This window comes from Mycobacterium sp. NGS68, from assembly GCF_059812195.1.
Genome location: NZ_JCALCE010000007.1, coordinates 146,591 through 162,828 on the forward strand (window position 1 = coordinate 146,591; position 16,238 = coordinate 162,828).

At 67.1% G+C, this 16,238-nt stretch carries 18 protein-coding genes and 2 pseudogenes; 9 read left to right on the top strand and 11 right to left on the bottom strand.

All coding sequences use genetic code 11. The annotated features are described in order from the left end of the window. Position 1 precedes the first annotated feature (1 nt). Positions 2-291: pseudogene (locus AC5Y5V_RS10680) on the top strand (hypothetical protein); the annotation flags it as partial. Between the two features lie 479 nt (positions 292-770). Here the strand turns inward: AC5Y5V_RS10680 and AC5Y5V_RS10685 are convergent. Then, the gene (locus AC5Y5V_RS10685; RefSeq protein WP_499933919.1) at positions 771-1,082 is read right to left on the bottom strand and encodes a type II toxin-antitoxin system PemK/MazF family toxin; all 312 of its coding nucleotides are present in this window, start codon (positions 1,080-1,082) and stop codon (positions 771-773) included. Further along, positions 1,072-1,305 (bottom strand): hypothetical protein, encoded by a 234-nt coding sequence (locus tag AC5Y5V_RS10690; RefSeq protein ID WP_499933920.1) that lies wholly within the window; start codon positions 1,303-1,305, stop codon positions 1,072-1,074. The genes AC5Y5V_RS10685 and AC5Y5V_RS10690 overlap by 11 nt, the downstream gene beginning before the upstream one ends. 365 nt (positions 1,306-1,670) lie before the next feature. Between AC5Y5V_RS10690 and AC5Y5V_RS10695 the strand changes: the two genes are divergently transcribed. Next, positions 1,671-2,504, top strand: coding sequence for a DUF1906 domain-containing protein (locus AC5Y5V_RS10695; RefSeq protein ID WP_499933921.1), 834 nt, complete (start codon positions 1,671-1,673; stop codon positions 2,502-2,504). A 127-nt stretch (positions 2,505-2,631) separates the two neighbouring features. On the opposite strand, the gene AC5Y5V_RS10700 is transcribed toward AC5Y5V_RS10695, so the two are convergent. Further along, positions 2,632-2,835, bottom strand: coding sequence for a cold-shock protein (locus AC5Y5V_RS10700; protein WP_499933925.1), 204 nt, complete (start codon positions 2,833-2,835; stop codon positions 2,632-2,634). 260 nt (positions 2,836-3,095) lie between these two features. Here AC5Y5V_RS10700 and AC5Y5V_RS10705 point away from each other — a divergent pair. The 3 genes and pseudogenes from AC5Y5V_RS10705 to AC5Y5V_RS10715 all read left to right on the top strand — a co-directional run bounded on the left by AC5Y5V_RS10705 (position 3,096) and on the right by AC5Y5V_RS10715 (position 5,676). Then, a pseudogene (locus tag AC5Y5V_RS10705) lies at positions 3,096-3,962 on the top strand (alpha/beta fold hydrolase). 79 nt (positions 3,963-4,041) lie between these two features. Next, on the top strand, positions 4,042-4,641 hold the full coding sequence (locus AC5Y5V_RS10710; protein ID WP_499934214.1) for a class I SAM-dependent methyltransferase: 600 nt from the start codon (positions 4,042-4,044) through the stop codon (positions 4,639-4,641). Positions 4,642-4,722: 81 nt separating this feature from the next. Further along, complete coding sequence (locus AC5Y5V_RS10715) at positions 4,723-5,676, top strand: GGDEF domain-containing protein (RefSeq protein ID WP_499933929.1); 954 nt, start codon at positions 4,723-4,725, stop codon at positions 5,674-5,676. A gap of 11 nt (positions 5,677-5,687) precedes the next feature. Here the strand turns inward: AC5Y5V_RS10715 and AC5Y5V_RS10720 are convergent, their stop codons facing one another. The 3 genes from AC5Y5V_RS10720 to AC5Y5V_RS10730 are packed head-to-tail and all read right to left on the bottom strand — an operon-like array spanning position 5,688 to position 7,265. Further along, entirely contained in the window at positions 5,688-5,930 is a 243-nt protein-coding gene (locus AC5Y5V_RS10720) for a DUF167 domain-containing protein (protein ID WP_499934218.1), read from the bottom strand. Then, the gene (locus AC5Y5V_RS10725) at positions 5,927-6,307 is read right to left on the bottom strand and encodes a hypothetical protein (RefSeq protein WP_499933932.1); all 381 of its coding nucleotides are present in this window, start codon (positions 6,305-6,307) and stop codon (positions 5,927-5,929) included. The genes AC5Y5V_RS10720 and AC5Y5V_RS10725 overlap by 4 nt, the downstream gene beginning before the upstream one ends. A gap of 4 nt (positions 6,308-6,311) precedes the next feature. After that, positions 6,312-7,265 (bottom strand): carbohydrate kinase family protein, encoded by a 954-nt coding sequence (locus AC5Y5V_RS10730; protein WP_499933935.1) that lies wholly within the window; start codon positions 7,263-7,265, stop codon positions 6,312-6,314. A gap of 53 nt (positions 7,266-7,318) precedes the next feature. Between AC5Y5V_RS10730 and AC5Y5V_RS10735 the strand changes: the two genes are divergently transcribed. Continuing rightward, on the top strand, positions 7,319-7,954 hold the full coding sequence (locus AC5Y5V_RS10735; RefSeq protein ID WP_499933939.1) for a cyclic nucleotide-binding domain-containing protein: 636 nt from the start codon (positions 7,319-7,321) through the stop codon (positions 7,952-7,954). Here the strand turns inward: AC5Y5V_RS10735 and AC5Y5V_RS10740 are convergent. Further along, positions 7,951-8,832 (bottom strand): HpcH/HpaI aldolase/citrate lyase family protein, encoded by an 882-nt coding sequence (locus tag AC5Y5V_RS10740; RefSeq protein ID WP_499933941.1) that lies wholly within the window; start codon positions 8,830-8,832, stop codon positions 7,951-7,953. The two genes, AC5Y5V_RS10735 and AC5Y5V_RS10740, sit on opposite strands and share 4 nt — an antisense overlap. 59 nt (positions 8,833-8,891) lie before the next feature. Between AC5Y5V_RS10740 and AC5Y5V_RS10745 the strand changes: the two genes are divergently transcribed. Then, on the top strand, positions 8,892-9,836 hold the full coding sequence (locus AC5Y5V_RS10745; RefSeq protein WP_499933943.1) for a class I SAM-dependent methyltransferase: 945 nt from the start codon (positions 8,892-8,894) through the stop codon (positions 9,834-9,836). 70 nt (positions 9,837-9,906) lie between these two features. Then, complete coding sequence (locus AC5Y5V_RS10750) at positions 9,907-10,755, top strand: aldo/keto reductase (RefSeq protein WP_499933946.1); 849 nt, start codon at positions 9,907-9,909, stop codon at positions 10,753-10,755. On the opposite strand, the gene AC5Y5V_RS10755 is transcribed toward AC5Y5V_RS10750, so the two are convergent. From AC5Y5V_RS10755 to AC5Y5V_RS10765, 3 genes are all read right to left on the bottom strand, one after another. Then, the gene (locus AC5Y5V_RS10755; RefSeq protein WP_499933950.1) at positions 10,740-11,852 is read right to left on the bottom strand and encodes a peptidase M42; all 1,113 of its coding nucleotides are present in this window, start codon (positions 11,850-11,852) and stop codon (positions 10,740-10,742) included. The genes AC5Y5V_RS10750 and AC5Y5V_RS10755 overlap by 16 nt on opposite strands. 133 nt (positions 11,853-11,985) lie before the next feature. Further along, positions 11,986-13,485 (bottom strand): glucose-6-phosphate dehydrogenase, encoded by a 1,500-nt coding sequence (zwf, locus tag AC5Y5V_RS10760; protein ID WP_499933953.1) that lies wholly within the window; start codon positions 13,483-13,485, stop codon positions 11,986-11,988. Between the two features lie 16 nt (positions 13,486-13,501). Further along, positions 13,502-15,391 carry an adenylate/guanylate cyclase domain-containing protein gene (locus AC5Y5V_RS10765; RefSeq protein WP_499933955.1) on the bottom strand — a complete coding sequence of 630 codons (1,890 nt, stop codon included), beginning with the start codon at positions 15,389-15,391 and terminating at the stop codon, positions 13,502-13,504. Between AC5Y5V_RS10765 and AC5Y5V_RS10770 the strand changes: the two genes are divergently transcribed. Then, a complete protein-coding gene (locus AC5Y5V_RS10770; protein WP_499933958.1) occupies positions 15,390-15,662 on the top strand; it encodes a hypothetical protein in 273 nt (90 codons plus the stop codon). The genes AC5Y5V_RS10765 and AC5Y5V_RS10770 overlap by 2 nt on opposite strands. Before the next feature lie 106 nt (positions 15,663-15,768). On the opposite strand, the gene AC5Y5V_RS10775 is transcribed toward AC5Y5V_RS10770, so the two are convergent. Next, on the bottom strand, positions 15,769-16,116 hold the full coding sequence (locus AC5Y5V_RS10775) for a WhiB family transcriptional regulator (RefSeq protein WP_499933961.1): 348 nt from the start codon (positions 16,114-16,116) through the stop codon (positions 15,769-15,771). Positions 16,117-16,238: the final 122 nt, after the last annotated feature.

Here is a 16,238-nt window from a genome sequence, read left to right on the forward strand (position 1 = left end):
GATAGTCAGGGGTTCAGCCGTTTCCAGGCTGCTGAAGCCGAGCGTCAATGGCTCTACGGCCGGCTCAGTGCGTGCGTCGAGCGCCTTTTCCTGTCGGAAGTGGCGGTAGATCTCATCAATCTGGTCAGCACCCAATGCTTCGCCCGTATCGAGCACGTGGCGCACGATCAGGCGCACCCATTCGTCGTTCTCATTGGCAAACCTGCCCAGCATGGTGCGCGGATCGGCGCCGCCGCCGGAGCCGTCCTGACCGGTGACTTCATCGTCCGCCACGATTTCGAACTCTACCGGTGACCCATGTCAGCACCCGCGGTTCGCCGTGCGTGACGTCCCCAAGTTCCGACCTGATCCCGTACCGTTCCGGGGCGAATTTGGACTCGGTCGAGAGTGTCTTGGTCAGGGCGCTGGCGAATCGGCTTGGTCGTCTCGCCGAAACCCGGGTGCGCTCCATTTTCGTGATTTTCATGGTCGCGGTCGACTGCTTGGACCACACATCAGCAAACTAGTAAGAATGCGAGCCGGATTTGGCGAGCGCTTTCGAAGGGTTCCGGCTCAACGGGCTAGACAGCGCGGAGGGTTGGCGAATGATGGTCAAAAGCATTGCGCAGAGGCCCAATACGCCGGAATCGAATATGCAGCTTTACCGGTAGAATCGCCGTTTTCGGTCGATGAATCATCCCCGCCCGAAGCCTCTGCGCCCTTGGGTGCGTGTCTGCTGATACGCCATCCAGCGACTCCGCGGTCTATTGGCTACCGAGGCTGTCCGACGCTCATAGATCGAGGACGATGCGCAGTGCCGCATCAACGCGGCGCATCTCATCGAAGCTTAGGAATCCGACGCTCGTGCCGAGTCGGCTCGGGTCGACTGCGGCGGCTTGTTCGGCAAGCACGCGGGTGTTCACGCCGTCGATTTCGACTTCGGGACGAAAGCTGGCGGCACGAGCCGACGTGGACGTTGGTGCAACCAGCCACGTCGATAGGGGCAGTTGATCTGACTGGACTACTACGGCATAGCGGGAACCGGCCTGCTCGTGACCGCGACTCCCCCGCGGGGCACGCAACTGAAAGACCTCACCACGCACGCAACGTCTCCATGTCGCGCAGCACCTGCATGGCCTCAGCGCGGTCGGATTCGTCTGTAGCAAGCCTTTCCGCCTCGGCACGGATCGCCGCGCCGGCCTTCCGTCGTGCAGCATCGATAAGAGCAGATCGAACGGCCACGGACACGGTGGTTCCGTCTTTGGTTAAGACCTCCAGCGCCTTCGATGTGTCTTCGTCGGGCCTGAAGGTGATTGTGTCAGCCATTGCAACAGTGTACGACGTTTTGTAAGACGGGTGACCTCGTCAGCGCGAGGGCTGAGGAAACTAACACAGCCGGACGGGGCCATCGCCGTCAGGCGCCGTAACCTGATCGGCCTACAGCTTGGCCGCGCAGAGAAACCGAACGGATGGTGCCCCTCGACGACGACACGGTCGCCTCTTCGATCGGATCGCTTCGTTGCTGCGGAGTCCGGGCAATGTGACTGCAGGAACCTTCATCTTCGAGAGACCTCGACCCCTATGCCGGCGGCGTCGAAGCGGTCACCGCTTGATATCCATTTCGAAACGCACCGGCGTTTCAGCTGGCGCAGGTCTATCGGCAACCGCCGTGACCTCGTTAACATCGCGCGATGCACAATTTGCCGCGAGCGGCTAGCGATGTGCGATTGCGCACCGTTTCTCGGCGCGACGCACTGCGTTACGCCGCTGCGTTGGCCGGTCTGGGTGCCGTATCGGTAGCCTGCGGCACGCAGACGGCGGCGGCCGCCACTTCTCCACCTCAACTGATCGACTTTGCCGCGCGCCAGATTCCGGCGCACGAGATCCGAGCCGCCGGCTATAGCGGGGTGGTCAATTACGTCTCGCTGTCACGCCCTGGCTCGTCTTTTGGCGCCAAGCCGATCACTCGGTCCTACGCCGACTCATTGAAAGCCGCGGGATTGGTGATCGTCAGTAACTACCAGTACGGCAAGCCAGGTGGGTCGGCACCGTCCGACTTCACGCGGGGCCACGCCGGCGGCGTCGCGGACGCGCGCACCGCTTGGCAGCTGCACACCGCGGCGGGCGGCGGCGAGGGTGCGCCGATTTTCTTCACGATCGACGAAGGCATCAACCGTGACACCTGGAATCGCGTCGCGCTGCCGTGGTTTCGCGGAATCAACTCGGTTCTCGGTGTTCAACGCACCGGGGTCTACGGCGGCATCGATGTGTGCCAGTGGGCCGCGACCGACGGCGTTATCGGGTCTTCGAGCACGGCTGGCCGCCGGTGGGCCTGGCAAACTCGTGCGTGGTCCGGCAATCGGGTCCACCCCGCCGCTGTTCTCTACCAGCGCGTCGTGAGCACCGCGTCCAGTCCCGGGCCGCGGGTCGGCGGACTCGAAGTCGACGTCAACGATGTCCTGGCCCCCGATTGCGGCCAGTGGAACCTGCATCGGTCGGGCTATCCGATTGGTGATGTGCGCTAGGGCCGGTTCCGCCGAGCCGCGAGGGGCGAATCTGGCGGCTACCGGGGCAGCCCCTGCCCTCGCCGACCGTAAACGATCTGTGGGCCGGCAAAAGATATCTTTGCCGGCCCACAGACTGCGTAGAAGATCAGACTGCGGTCACTCCGGTGGCCTGGGGCCCCTTGGCGCCCCGTCCTACCTCGAACTGAACCCGCTGGTTTTCTTCCAGTGAGCGGTAGCCACTGCCCTGGATCTCAGAGTAGTGAACGAAGACGTCGGCACTGCCGTCGTCGGGCGCGATGAAGCCGAAGCCCTTTTCGCTGTTGAACCACTTCACGGTTCCCTGCGTCATATTTCCTGCATTTCTTCGTTTACCTGTGTGAATGTAAGTCACATTCAGCGAGCACCTTACCCGACTCGGGCCTCCTTCTCCTGGTTTGCCTGCGGCATCGCCAGACGAGTGAGAACAGCCACAGAATTACTCACGGGTAACCTACGGAGGCGTAAGTTGCGTACCCTGGTAGCAGAGCCCCCTGTCCCGGACGCGCCAACGACGCGTGGGGTTCAGTCCGCCGGGTTAACCGACCACCGATGCTTGATGAGGCGGTTCACATGAACGAGTTGCGCTACCTGCAACTGCACGGAGACCGGATCGCTTACCGCGAGGCCGGCAACGGCCCGGCCTTATTGCTGATCCACGGTATGGCCGGCAGTTCGGCTACCTGGCAGGCGATCATTCCGCAGCTGTCCCGGACATACCGCGTGATCGCGCCGGACCTCCTGGGACACGGCCAGTCCGCGAAACCGCGCGGGGACTACTCGCTGGGTGCCTTCGCCGCATGGCTGCGCGATCTGCTCGACGAACTCGGGGTGGCCCGGGCAACGATCATCGGGCAGTCCCTCGGCGGTGGCATCGCGATGCAGTTCGCCTATCAGCACCGGGACTACTGCGAACGGTTGGTCCTCATCGGCAGCGGCGGCCTCGGACCCGATCTCAGTCCGGTGCTGCGCATCCTGTAGGCGCCGGGTGCCGAGCTCGTGCTTCCGCTCGTCGCGCGCCAGCCGATTCTGAATCTTGGCAACAAGCTGGGTTCGTGGCTGAGCAACGCCGGGATTCGCGCGCCGCGCGCCACCCAGATGTGGCAGTCGTACTCGTCGCTGTCGGATCCGGCAACCCGTCACGCGTTCTTGCGGACGTTGCGCTCGGTGGTGGACTACCGCGGTCAGGCCGTCAGCGCGCTGAACAAGTTCCACCTCACGGCCGATCTGCCCACGCTGCTGATCTGGGGCGACAACGACCGAATTATTCCCGTCGCGCATGCGTATGCCGCCCACGATGCTCTGGCGGGCAGCCGCCTTGAGGTTCTCGAGGGAGTCGGACACTTCCCGCATGTGGAGGCGCCGACCGAGGTAGCGGGACTCGTCGAGGATTTCGTGGCCGCGACGTCCGCCCGGAAGGAATTGCCGGTCCGATGCTGATCGGATGTCCGGCACGGCCGTCATCCCGGTGAACCAGCCATCGGAAAGCTCCCCGCCGCAGGTTGCGACAATGCTTGACATGGCGGAACAGAGCATCTGGATGCAAAAGGTCGCCGCAGATCCCGGGCATTCGCATTGGTATGTCGAACGCTTTCGCTCCATGGCGCGCGCCGGTGACGACCTCGTCGGCGAAGCTCGCCTGGTGGACGCGATGGCACCTCGCGGCGCGCGCATCCTCGATGCGGGTTGCGGACCCGGCAGGGTGGGCGGATATCTGGCTTCGGTCGGCCACCATGTCGTCGGCGTCGACGTGGACCCGGTACTCATCGAGGCGGCCGCGCAGGATCATCCCGGACCGTGCTGGCTGGTCGGCGACCTCGCGGAGCTCGACCTGCCGGCGCGGGGCATCAGCGCGCCGTTCGATGTGATCGTGTCGGCCGGCAACGTCACGACCTTCCTCGCCCCCAGCACCCGGGTCCGGGTGCTGGGTCGCCTACGTGCCCATCTGGCGGACGGGGGTCGCGCGGTGATCGGCTTCGGTGCCGGACGGGACTATGGGTTCGACGAGTTCTTGAACGACGCAGCGGAGGCCGGGTTCATCTCGGATCTGCTGCTATCCACCTGGGATCTGCGACCATTCAGGGCTGACTCCGGCTTCCTCGTCGCTGTCCTGCGCTGAGCCACCTCCCCCCTTCGATGGACAGCCCGAGCGGCAGATGGACATGCGGTAAATAGCCCGTAGCGCCGTTATTCTGAGCCGGTGTCCTGGCGCATGGACTCTCGGCCGTCGGCCCGGCGATGGCATGCGATCGGCCTGACGGCCTATCTGTTGATGCTCGCTCTTTACGGCGCGACCGGGGTGCACATCGACCACGGCCGGCTGGAGGTTCGGCTGTATTGGGTGCTGGGCGCGGCGGCGCTCGTGGGCGGGGCCGCCGCGGTGGTCGGCTGCATCCGCGGCTGGCATCACCGGCGGAATTTGCTGATCGGATGGCCGGTGGCGTCGCTGATCGTCACGCTCCTGGCGGGCGCCGTGGATTCCTACGCGACCCGGAACCTGCCCGGGACCATCACCATGACGTTCGCCTATCTGGGCCTGACTTGCCCGCGCTGGCGCTCGCTCGTCCTGCTCCCCCTCGGCATCGCGGCTTTCGTGGTGGCCGGCGCCAAGCAGTTGCCCGGTGCGCTGCCGAGCGTGGTGCTGACCGCGCTGATGTGGGTTCTGGTCGCGGAGGTCCCGGCCTGGCTGATCTCCCGATTGGAGGAGCAGAGCGCGCTGCTGCGCCAAGTCGCGCAGACGGACGCCCTCACCCAGCTGTTCAACCGCAGCACGCTCGCGCCGCGGTTGTCGGCACATGCCAGCGGTGCGGCAGTGGTGCTGCTCGATCTCGACAACTTCAAGCGCTACAACGACCGCCATGGTCACGAGGCCGGCGACGAACTGCTGGTCGCGTTCGCCGACGCGCTCCGATGGTCGGTCCGCAAGGGTGACGTCGTCTTTCGCATCGGCGGCGACGAATTCCTGCTCATGCTCGTCGGGGCGGATCGCGGCGACGCCGAGCAGGTGGTCGAGCGGCTGCGCCGCCGCTGGGCCGACGGCAGGTGGCCGGTGGACTTCAGCGCCGGGATCGCCGCCGGCGAGGATCACCTCATGCGGCTCGCTGACGAGCACATGTATGCGGCCAAGCGTTCCCGCCGCATGCTCGCCGAGTGACCGACGCCGACTCAGCGGCTCACCCGGAACCGCTTCAGCCGCGACGTCGCTCCGGACACCAATTCGACTCGGCTCCTTGGCAATTGCAGGTGGGCTGCCAGCAGTCGGGTGACCGCGTCGGTGGCCTTGCCGTCAATCGCGCGCTCCCGCACGTAGATGGTCAGTTCGCCGCCGGGTCCGACCTCGACGAGCGGTCCCTTGCGACTGCCGGGCTTGACCTTCACGACGATCGTGTCGTCCGCGCCCGCGTTCACGACAACGGCGGCCGGCACGCGTTGGAGACCGGATCCCACCACCAGCCGTTGTCGCACGCCAGCGGTTGCGGTCCCACGCCCAGGGGTCGGCACACGTTGGCGGTGGGGTCCCACCATTGGCCCGGATCGCACGCGAGTGGTTGCGGTCCGACGCCGAGCGGTCGGCACACGTTGGCCGTCGGATCCCACCACTGGCCCTGGTCGCACGGAAGGGCGGCGGGTGCGTCGGCCGCCCGGCATTGGTTCAGCTTCGGATCCCACCATTGGCCGTCGCCGCATTGGGCCGCATCGGCTGCCGGTGGCGCCACCGTCACGAGCGCTATCGGCGCCACGGTCATGGCGGCGACGGAAACCAGTCGGCAAACGGTCGTCCACATCGTGTCAGTATGGCGAGTCGCCGGCGAACGCGTCGACGGTCTGCAGGTCATACGTTCCGGCGTCGGTGCCGATCCCGCCGGCCACGTGCGCGGCCGTCGCGCAGCCGAGGCGAGCCGCTGCCCGCAGGTCGCGTCCCAGCGCGCGGCCCAGGATGAAGCCGGCGGAGAACGCGTCACCGCAACCGGTGGTGTCGACCACGTCGACCGCGAACGCGGGCACTTCGACCGTTTCGTCGTTCGACGCGATCAGCGCGCCCTTGGCGCCCTGCGTCACCGCGACACAGGCGGGTCCCTCTGCCAGCAGCCGCCGCGCCCCCGTCAACAGATCGGGGGCGCCCGTGAAACCCAACACCTGTTCGCCGTTGGGCAACAGGTAGTCGGTGTGCGGCAACGCGTCGGCGATCCACTGCAGCAGCCCCGGATCCCCCGCGGCGAGAATGTCGACGGATGTGCTCAGCCCGTTGGCCTTTGCGTGCCGAAGCAACTCGGCCGCGGCCGATCCCCCGAGAAACTCGGGCCCGCCCAGATGAAGGTGCGACGACCCGACGAGGGCGTCGAGATCGAGGTCGTCGAGGGTGAACGCGGCGTTGGCGCCCACGCAGTGCCATGCGGGACGGTCGCCGTTGGGCCGCACGGGGATCACCGAGGCCGAGGTCTGCGCCGCCGCGGTCCGGACCAGGCCGGCGACGTCGACGCCTTCGCGGCGCAGCATCGACAGCAGCGTGTCGCCCAGCGCGTCGGCGCCGATCGCGCCGAACGAACGAGCTTTCGCCCCAAGGCGACTCAGTACGACGGCGGTGCCGCCGGCCGTGCCGGCGGGAGACACCCTGATGGTCTGGACCAGTTGCCCCTGCGAGCCCTCGGGAATCGACGTGATCCCCAGGACGTGGGTGTCCAGGACGTGCACACCCACGACCGCGATGTCGACCTGTGCCCCGACGCTCGGGAAGTTGTCCATGGCGGACAGGATATTTCTTCCCGTTCATCCGCAGAATCGCGTTAGGCTCCTCGATGTCACGGTCCATCGCGCACCAGGAGCCCACATTGAAGTCCGACGCGAGAGAACATACGGAAGATGCCCGTCGAGCCGAGGACGCGCGGCGGCTACGCGAGTTGGGCACATTCGACAAGCTCTCCAATGACGAGCTGGCGCGAATCGTCCGAGCGGGTCATCACACCTCCACCTCCACGCCGTTGCCGTTGATTCACGAACGGACCCCGTCGGACGCGTGTTACATCCTGCTGCGCGGGGAGGTCGGCGTGTATGTCGGCCAGAGCCGCGTTGCCGTGCTGGGACCGGGCGAGGTGATCGGCGAATCCGTGCTTCGCCGTGGGCAACTGCGTTCGGCGACGGTGACGACGACCGGTCCCGCCGAGGTGCTGCGTATCGAGCGCGACGACCTCGACGTGTTGGTCAAAGAGATTCCCGCGCTGCGCGAAACCATGGAGGCCACGGTCGCTCGGCACGCGCCCACCGACGTGCCGCCGGAGCAGCCACCACGGCCCAAGCCGACGCACTCGAGGGTGGACGCACAGGTCCCGACGGAATTGGTGGAGCGCTTCGAGGCCGCCGCCGAGAGTGCCGGCGTGCGCGTCTCGGCCGCGCTCGAGGATGCCCTCACCCAATGGATCGGACGCAACGGCTAGGAAGCCGACTCCATTTCGGAAATCAGGTCGGCGAGCGCCAGGATCCGTTGCGCGTCCCGCACGTGCAGGCTCTCGACCATGCGCCCGTTGACAGTGATGACGCTGCTCCCCGAGGCTTGCGCCTGCTCGTAGGCCTCGACGATCTCGCGCGCGTCGGCCAGCTCCTGCTGCGACGGGCCGAATGTCTCGTTGGCCGCGGCGATTTGGGACGGATGGATCAGGGTTTTGCCGTCGAAACCCATCTCGCGGCCCTGTCGCGCTTCGGCGCGGAAGCCCGCGTCGTCGGCGATGCTGTTGAACACGCCGTCCAGGATGACCTTTCCGGCGGCCCGCGCGCCTAACACCGCGAGCGCCAACGCGGGCACCACCGGCGCCCGCCCGGGCACGTGCACTGCGTGCAGGTCGTTGACCAGATCGTTGGTGCCGACCACGAATCCGGCCAAACGGTCGCTGGCGCAAGCGATCTCCTCCGCCCGGAGGAAGGCCCGGGGCGTCTCGATCATGACCCACAGCTGCAGCGTTTCGGGCGCGCCGAGCGCGTCGAGCCGATCGGCCAGCGCGTGGACCTGTTCGCCCCGCTCCACCTTCGGCACCAGGATTCCGTCGGCCACCGAACCGGCCGCCGAGGCGAGATCGTCGTCGTGCCAGTCCGTCCCAACGCCATTGATTCGGACCACCACCTCGCGGGGCCGGTAGGTTCCGGACGACACCGCTTCGCACACCCTGTCCCTCGACTCGGCTTTGGCGTCGGGCCCGACCGCGTCCTCGAGGTCGAAGATCAGGACGTCCGCCGGCAGCGTTTTCCCCTTTTCCAGCGCGCGGGGGTTGTTGCCGGGCAGATAGAGTGCGGATCGACGAGGGCGCAGTGACGGTGCCATGCCCCAAATGATTACATCCGGCCGCAGTTAAACTGGCTAACTACCCAGAGGAGGGACCTATGTCGGCAGATGGTTCGGCGCGCAGCGAGGGCGACACGTGGGACCTCGCGTCCAGCGTAGGAGCGACCGCGACCATGGTGGCCGCGTCCCGGGCGCTGGCTTCCCGCGGGCCGGATGCGCTGCTCGACGATCGCTTCGCGGAGCCGCTGGTGCGCGCCGTCGGGCACCCCTTCTTCTTGCGGATGCTGGACGGGGAGATTCCGGAGGACGCCGACGACGGCGACGGTGACGGCACTCAAGTGATGTTCAGCCTGCGGCAGCGGTGCGAGCAGATGACGGTCCGGACCAGGTTTTTCGACGACTTCTTCGCCGCGGCGACCGAAACCGGAATTCGTCAGGCGGTCATCCTCGCCGCCGGACTCGACGCGCGGGCCTATCGGCTGTCCTGGCCGGTGGACACCGTGGTCTTCGAGGTCGACCAGCCCGAGGTCATCACCTTCAAGAGCGTCACGCTGACCCAGATCGGCGCCGAACCCACCACCGAACGCCGCGCCGTCGGCGTCGATCTGCGCGACGATTGGCCCGCGGCCTTGCGCGACAACCTCTTTGACGCCACCACGCCCACCGCCTGGATCGCCGAGGGCCTGCTCCCCTACCTCCCGCCGGAAGCCCAGGACCGGCTGCTGGACAACATCACCGCGCTCAGCGCACCGGGCAGCCGGCTCGCCACCGAGAACATCACCAACATGGGCGTGTTCACCGACGAGCGCGCCCAGGCCATGCGCGCCCGATGGCGCAAGCACGGGCTGGACATCGACGTGGCCGAACTGGTGTGGCGCGGTAACCGCACCCCAGCCGCCGATCAACTGGAGGCGAACGGGTGGACGGTCACCCGATACCCCAGCGAACAGCTCTTCGCTCACTACGGCTTCGAGGTGCCCGATCACGAGCTCATGCGGGAGTACCGCGACGCGATCACCTTCCTCAGCGCCGAATTGACTTGAGGCACCGGTGTTGGGTTAGCGCCCGAAGTGGGCACCCAACCCGCAACCACCCGATCAACCAGGAGGCGCAGTGAGCACTGTCCCGTCCATCACGCTCAACGACGGCAACGCCATCCCGCAGCTGGGGTTCGGCGTCTTTCAGATCAAGCCGGCCCAGACCGCCGACGCGGTGCGTTCCGCCCTCGAGGTGGGCTATCGCCACATCGACACCGCGCAGATGTACGGCAACGAGAAAGAGGTGGGAGAGGGCATTCGTGCGGCCGGGCTCGACCGCGGCGACGTGTTCATCACGAGCAAGCTCAACAACGGGTTCCACCGGCCCGACGACGCGCGCCGCGCGTTCGACGCGACGCTGTCCGCGCTGGGCTCGGACCACGTCGACCTCTTCCTGATCCACTGGCCGCTGCCGACGCTCTACGACGGTGACTTCGTCTCGACGTGGAACACGCTGGAGGAATTCGCCCGCGACGGGCGCGCCCGCAGCATCGGCGTCTCGAATTTCCAACCGGCGCATCTGGATCAACTCGCCGAGGGTTCGCAGACGGTGCCCGCAGTCAACCAGATCGAGGTGCACCCCTACCTGGCCAACGACCAGGTGCGCGACTACGACCGCGCCCACGGGATCGCCACCGAGGCGTGGTCGCCGATCGCGCAGGGCAAGGTCCTCGACGACGACGTGATCGTGCGGATCGCGGATTCGCTGAACAAGTCGCCCGCGCAGGTGGTGCTGCGGTGGCACATTCAGCGCGGCGACATCGTGTTCCCGAAGTCGGTGCATCCCGAGCGGATGACGTCGAACTACGAGATCTTCGACTTCGACCTCAGCGAGGCCGACATGGCGGCCATCACCGGCCTGGACCGCGGCGAGGGCGGGCGCACCGGACCCAACCCGGACAAGTTCGACTACATCCCCTCCTGAGCATGCGGCTGTAGCAGGAAGTCGACGACGACGCAGGCCATGGCGTCGACCGCGGTGCGGGCGATGACTTCGAACCCGTGGGTGCTCAGCGTGGGCAGACACAGCAGGCCCGCGCGCGCCGTCAGGCCGTTGGCCTTGGCGTGGGAGGCGTCGGATTTGAAGGCGCCGAGCGCCGCCGGCTGGGGCGCCAGCCCGCGCTCGGTGGCGATCTGCATCAGCCGGTCCGCGACGTCCTTGTCGTACACGCACATGGCGTCGCTGTAGCCGACGATCGGGCCGCCGGCCACGGTGGTGGCGTATTCGCGCTCGGTGGGGCCGACCTCCAACGCCAGCGTCAGCGTGCCGGGCAAGGTGGCGCTGGCGTACGAGCCGCCGACGCCGCCGATCTCCTCGTTGGTGGAGAACACCAGATACACGTCTTCGGCCGGCCGTCGGCCGCTGTCGCGCAGCAGGCGCGCCGCGCGCAACAGGGCGGTTACCGCGGCGCGGTCGTCGAGGAAGTAGGAGCCGACGTAGTCGCCGACGTCGACCAGCGTTCTCTTGCTGCGGTCGACGCAGACCCGGGTGCCGGCGTGCACCCCCGCTCCGGCCAGCTGGTCGGGGCTACGGCCGGTGAAGACGTAAACGTGTTGCCAGTCGAGGGACCGGTCGCCCTGATCGGGCTTGGTCTCCCAGATGCGCCGGCTCTCCTTGGTGGTGTGCTCGGAGCCGAGCGTGAGCACCGCGGTGAACGTCTCGCGGTCGCCGAGCACGGCGACCGGGCCCAGGCCGAAGTTCCCCGGGTACATCGTCCCCAGTTGCGTCAGGTGCAATGTGCCGTCGTCGCCGATCCGTTTGACGAGCATGGACAGCTCGTCCAGGTGCGCGACGACGCGCGTGGCGTGACCGGGTCCCGTCGTCGGCTTCCAACGGTGGCCGCCGTGGTCCGGCCCGTTGTCCGTGGCGGCGACGTAGCCGATCAGGTTGCCGGCGTCGTCGGTCCACAGGTCATCGACGACCGGCCGAAGTTCGCGGGCGCATATTTCGCGCACCGCAACTTCCTGCCCGCACGGCCCGTAGGCCCACAACAGTTCCTGCAGCAGGCCGGCGGTCGCCATCCGCACCGGTTACCCGGCGGCGGGAATTCCACACCGGCCCGCTGCCGAGCAGACGCAAAAGTCCTCTTTTCGGCACGAAAATGGGGACTTTTGCTGGGGGCACCTCCCGCTTGCGGGGGACTGCTCGCGCTACCTAACGCTTGGACTCGCGCCATTCCCGTTCGAACGGCAGCCGCCACGCGTTAGGCGCGATCAACTGGTGAATGGCGTTGGGGCCCCAGGTGCCCGGCTGGTACATCTTGGCCGGCGGCGGATCGTCGATCAGGTCCTGCGAGCGCTCCCACAACGATTCGATGCCCTCGGCGGTGGTGAACAGTGTGTGGTCGCCGCGCATCGCGTCCAGGATCAGCCGTTCGTAGGCCTCGAGCACGTCGACCACGGTATCCACCTCCTGCGAGGAGAACTGCATGGACAGCTTGTCGAGCTTCATGCCGGGGCCGGGCCGCTTGCCGTAGAACGAGAGCGAAACCTTGGAATTGTCGGCGAGATCGAAGGTGAGGTGATCGGGACCCTGCGTCCCTACCCCCGACCCCGGCGGGAACATGGTCCGCGGCGCCTCTTTGAAGGCGATGGAGATGATGCGGATGCCCTCGGCCATCTTCTTGCCGGTCCGCAGGTAGATCGGCACGCCGGCCCAGCGCCAGTTGTCGATGCCGACCTTGAGCGCGATGAACGTCTCGGTGTCGGAGTCCTTGGCCACGCCCTTTTCTTTGCGGTACCCGGCGTACTGGCCCCGAACGACGTTGGACGTCTTGATCGGCAGCATCGACCGGAACACCTTGTTCTTCTCTTCGCTGATGGCGTACGGCTCCAGCGCCGTCGGCGGTTCCATCACCACGAACGCCATTACCTGAAACAGGTGCGTCACCACCATGTCCTTGAAGGCGCCGGTGTTTTCGTAGAAGTTCGCCCGCTCGTCGAGGCCGAGGGTTTCGGGGATGTCGATCTGGATGTGGTCGATGAAGTTGCGGTTCCAGATCGGCTCGAACAGGCCGTTGGCGAAGCGGAACGCCAGGATGTTCTGTGCGGCCTCCTTGCCCAAAAAATGGTCAATGCGGAAAATCTGCGATTCCTCGAAGGTTTCGTGCACGAAGTCGTTGAGCGCCACCGCGCTGGCCAGGTCGGTGCCGAACGGCTTTTCCATCACCACCCGCGAGCGCTCGACGAGTCCGGCGTCGCGCAGCATGCTGATGACGTCGCGGGCGGCCTTCGGGGGAACCGAGAGGTAGTGCAGGCGCCGCACGTCCGAACCGAGCTTCTCCTCGGCGCGGGCGACCGCGTCGGCGAGCGCCTCGGGCCCTGCGCCCTGCGGGACGTACGTGACGATCCTGGCGAAGTCTTCCCACTGTTCTTGCGTGAGCTTGTGGGTGGCGAAGGAGTCGATCGCCTTCTTGGCGAGGTCCCGGAACTCGTCGTCGGTGAAGTCTTCCAGCGAGGTCGCGATGACCTGAATGTCCGGCGCGAGCTCGGATTGGTCCAGGTAGGCCAGGCCGGGCAAGAGCTTGCGTTTCGCCAGGTCCCCCGTCGCGCCGAACAGCACGATGACGTGGGGATCTAGCGGGTCAGCGTCGTGACGGCGCGGGCGGGCATCTGCCGCCGGGTAGGAGATCGTCTGCGGTTTTTTGTTGGCCACCTCCGCGATACTTCCATCACGGCGCGCTGTGCGCAGCATCGCTCAGCAACCGCACGAATCCGACGGGTGCGGCGAAGCCCTTGAGCGCGACGGTCTCCCGCCGTTGCGGCACGGCCGACAGCGCTTCGGCCACCGCGGGATCGTCGGCCACGGCGTGGGACAGCACGATGTCGTGGCCCGCGCTCTGGCCCTGCAGTCGCGCGGCCATGTTGACCGTCGAACCGAAGTAGTCGAGTCGGTCGTTGAGTGTCACGACCACGCTCGGGCCCGCATGGACACCCACCTTCAGCGCGAGTTCGCGGCCGTCACGGCCCGCCGCGGTGATGCCGGCCTGCATGGCGAGCGCCGCGCGCACCGCCTGAGCCGGATCGGTGAACGAGGCCATCACCGCGTCACCGATCGTCTTGACCACCGCGCCGTCATGATCGCGCACGATCGCGGCGAGCAGCGTGAAATGTTCACGCACCAGGTTGTAGGCGGTGGCGTCACCGACCCGTTCGTAGAGTTCCGTCGACCCCCGCAGGTCGGTGAACAGCAGCGCCACCTGGCTCACACCGGCGTCATCGCCCGGCCGCAGCGTCGCCTCGGCGAACAGATCGCGAAAGGCCTGCAGCGAAATCACTTCCGGGGCTGTCAGCGTGTCGCGCGCCCAGGTCCGCTCCTCGATGAGGGCGGCCAGTTCGAAACCGGCGTCGTTGACGAACGTCACGCTCCCCCGGTCGGCGGCATCGAGGAGCCCGACGCCCGAGGCGGTGATGCGCAGGCCCGGGAACGGCCCGCCGTCGTGCTCGACGTCGACGGATCCGCCGGGGTGCAGCGTGCGCAGCCGGTACGACCCCGCGGGTAGGTCGACGTCGACATCGCGCCGCTCCCCCGGGGCGAGCAGCGCCTGCACGACGACATGCCGTGTCGCCATGGGACCCGACAGGCAGAAGTCGCCGCCGGGCAACGGGCGTACCGCGGGGGCCGGCGCGAAAGTCAGTTCCACGTTGCGCTCGAAGTCGCGGTCGTAGTCGATGTTGCACGACGAGCAGTGCGCGCCGTGGGGCAGTTCGGACAGCGTCGAGACGCTGGCCTTGGACCCGCGGCAGTTCGGGCAGAGCAGATCCCATTTCATGCCGAGCAGTCCCGACTTCACGGCGGCCAGGCACGCTTCGGTCGCGCCGCGGGGCGGTACGCCTAGCCCGCTCGCCAGCACCTTGGGCCGCAATCGGCTGAGGTCGGCCGACATGCCTTGCAGGACAAGGTCGGCCAGCCGAGCCCCGAGTCCGTTGCCGTAGGGGCTCCGGTCGATATCGCGCGACATCGCCGCGGCCCGCTCGCGGGCGCCGGGGGGCAGCATCGGCTCCGGCAACACGAACGGCGTCGGGCGGCCGGTGGCGTGCTCACCGCGCAGGTACGCGACGGCCTCCTGGAGACGCTTGTCCACGTTCTCGCCGGCCTGGGCGGCAAGCCTCGGGCCGAATACGCGCCCGACCACGTTGAGCGGCTCCCATTCGAGTGCGTAGCTGACGTGGGTACCCCCCTTGCCGTCCGGCTTGAGGTCGATGACCGGGCCGAAGCGGCGGAAGGGCCCCTTGCTGAAGACGCGCGTCTGGCGGATGTGCTTGCCCCAGACCCATTCGTACGGCTTCTCCTCCCACTCCAACGCGAAGCCCGCAGCCTTGGCCTTGCCGCGGCGCACGACCGTCCCGTTGGGTTGGGGTGTCTCGTCCAGCGTGTACGCCGGCAACCCGACCGCCTCGTTGAAGCGGTTGGTATCGGCCAACACTGGCCACAGCTCATCCGGTGGCAGGTCGAAAGTCCAGGTCCAGGTACGACGCATCGCCTCGAACTGTAGACCGGCGGGCGCGGTGAGGTGGGCGTGATGAGCAACGCCGATCGGCCAGCGCACAATAGCGGCCATGACCGAAATCAACGTCTCGATCTTCTGCCCCGGGCAACATCACCTGGGCAATCTCGTCAAGCACGCGACCCAGATCGGGTATCACCCGCGGGGCGGGCAGCTGGCCGCCTGGCCGCCACACCAGACCGACTCGTGGTGGGAGGTCTCCTGCCCCGACGGATGCCCGGGCGCGTTCGGCGGCGCCGTCGAGCCCATCCGCCAGGAGGTGGACCGCCTCGCGGCGGACCCCAACCGGGTGGTCGCCCACTACACGTTGAAACGGGTTGGCTGACGCCTTCCGAAATACCCTGCGCTACAACTTATTTCGCGCGCTACGTCGCCGCGCATCGCGTTTCGTAACGGCAGCGTAATGAGGAGCGGCCGGAAGAACCAGACGCTTAGCCGACGAAGCGGCTGCCGCGCCCGGTGAAGAAGTCCGCCCACGAGTCGACGTTGGGGTGCTGCTTGAGCAGCGCGCGACGCTGACGTTCGGTCATGCCACCCCAGACGCCGTACTCGACGTTGTTGTCCAGCGCGTCCGCCGCGCACTGCTGCACCACCGGGCATTGGCGGCACATCGCCGCGGCCTTACGCTGCGCGGCGCCTTTGACGAAGAGTTGGTCGGGATCCGTTGTCTTGCAAAGCGCCTGGGATACCCAAGCGCGTTCCTCGGCGGCCACCGCGCGACGCTGGCCGTGTGCGGGCACTAGGTTCAATCGTCGCGTGACCGGGCGTGATTCTGACACCGAAGCCGTTCCCTTTCCCTCAGCCACACGCGCCTGTCGCCGTGGCCTGTGCCGGGGATCTGCTCCGCTCACCGAGCCCGATCGGTGTGACGCGGATCTCCCCCGCGTCCAAATTAGCCGCT

Excerpts from the sequence above, each read along its gene's own strand:
- AC5Y5V_RS10690 (WP_499933920.1), bottom strand. The coding sequence starts at position 1,305 with ATGGCTGACACAATCACCTTCAGGCCCGACGAAGACACATCGAAGGCG.
- AC5Y5V_RS10695 (WP_499933921.1), top strand. The coding sequence starts at position 1,671 with ATGCACAATTTGCCGCGAGCGGCTAGCGATGTGCGATTGCGCACCGTT.
- AC5Y5V_RS10700 (WP_499933925.1), bottom strand. The coding sequence starts at position 2,835 with ATGACGCAGGGAACCGTGAAGTGGTTCAACAGCGAAAAGGGCTTCGGC.
- AC5Y5V_RS10710 (WP_499934214.1), top strand. The coding sequence starts at position 4,042 with ATGGCGGAACAGAGCATCTGGATGCAAAAGGTCGCCGCAGATCCCGGG.
- AC5Y5V_RS10725 (WP_499933932.1), bottom strand. The coding sequence starts at position 6,307 with ATGTGGACGACCGTTTGCCGACTGGTTTCCGTCGCCGCCATGACCGTG.
- AC5Y5V_RS10730 (WP_499933935.1), bottom strand. The coding sequence starts at position 7,265 with ATGGACAACTTCCCGAGCGTCGGGGCACAGGTCGACATCGCGGTCGTG.
- AC5Y5V_RS10735 (WP_499933939.1), top strand. The coding sequence starts at position 7,319 with ATGTCACGGTCCATCGCGCACCAGGAGCCCACATTGAAGTCCGACGCG.
- AC5Y5V_RS10740 (WP_499933941.1), bottom strand. The coding sequence starts at position 8,832 with ATGGCACCGTCACTGCGCCCTCGTCGATCCGCACTCTATCTGCCCGGC.
- AC5Y5V_RS10745 (WP_499933943.1), top strand. The coding sequence starts at position 8,892 with ATGTCGGCAGATGGTTCGGCGCGCAGCGAGGGCGACACGTGGGACCTC.
- AC5Y5V_RS10755 (WP_499933950.1), bottom strand. The coding sequence starts at position 11,852 with ATGGCGACCGCCGGCCTGCTGCAGGAACTGTTGTGGGCCTACGGGCCG.
- AC5Y5V_RS10770 (WP_499933958.1), top strand. The coding sequence starts at position 15,390 with ATGACCGAAATCAACGTCTCGATCTTCTGCCCCGGGCAACATCACCTG.
- AC5Y5V_RS10765 (WP_499933955.1), bottom strand. The coding sequence starts at position 15,391 with ATGGCCGCTATTGTGCGCTGGCCGATCGGCGTTGCTCATCACGCCCAC.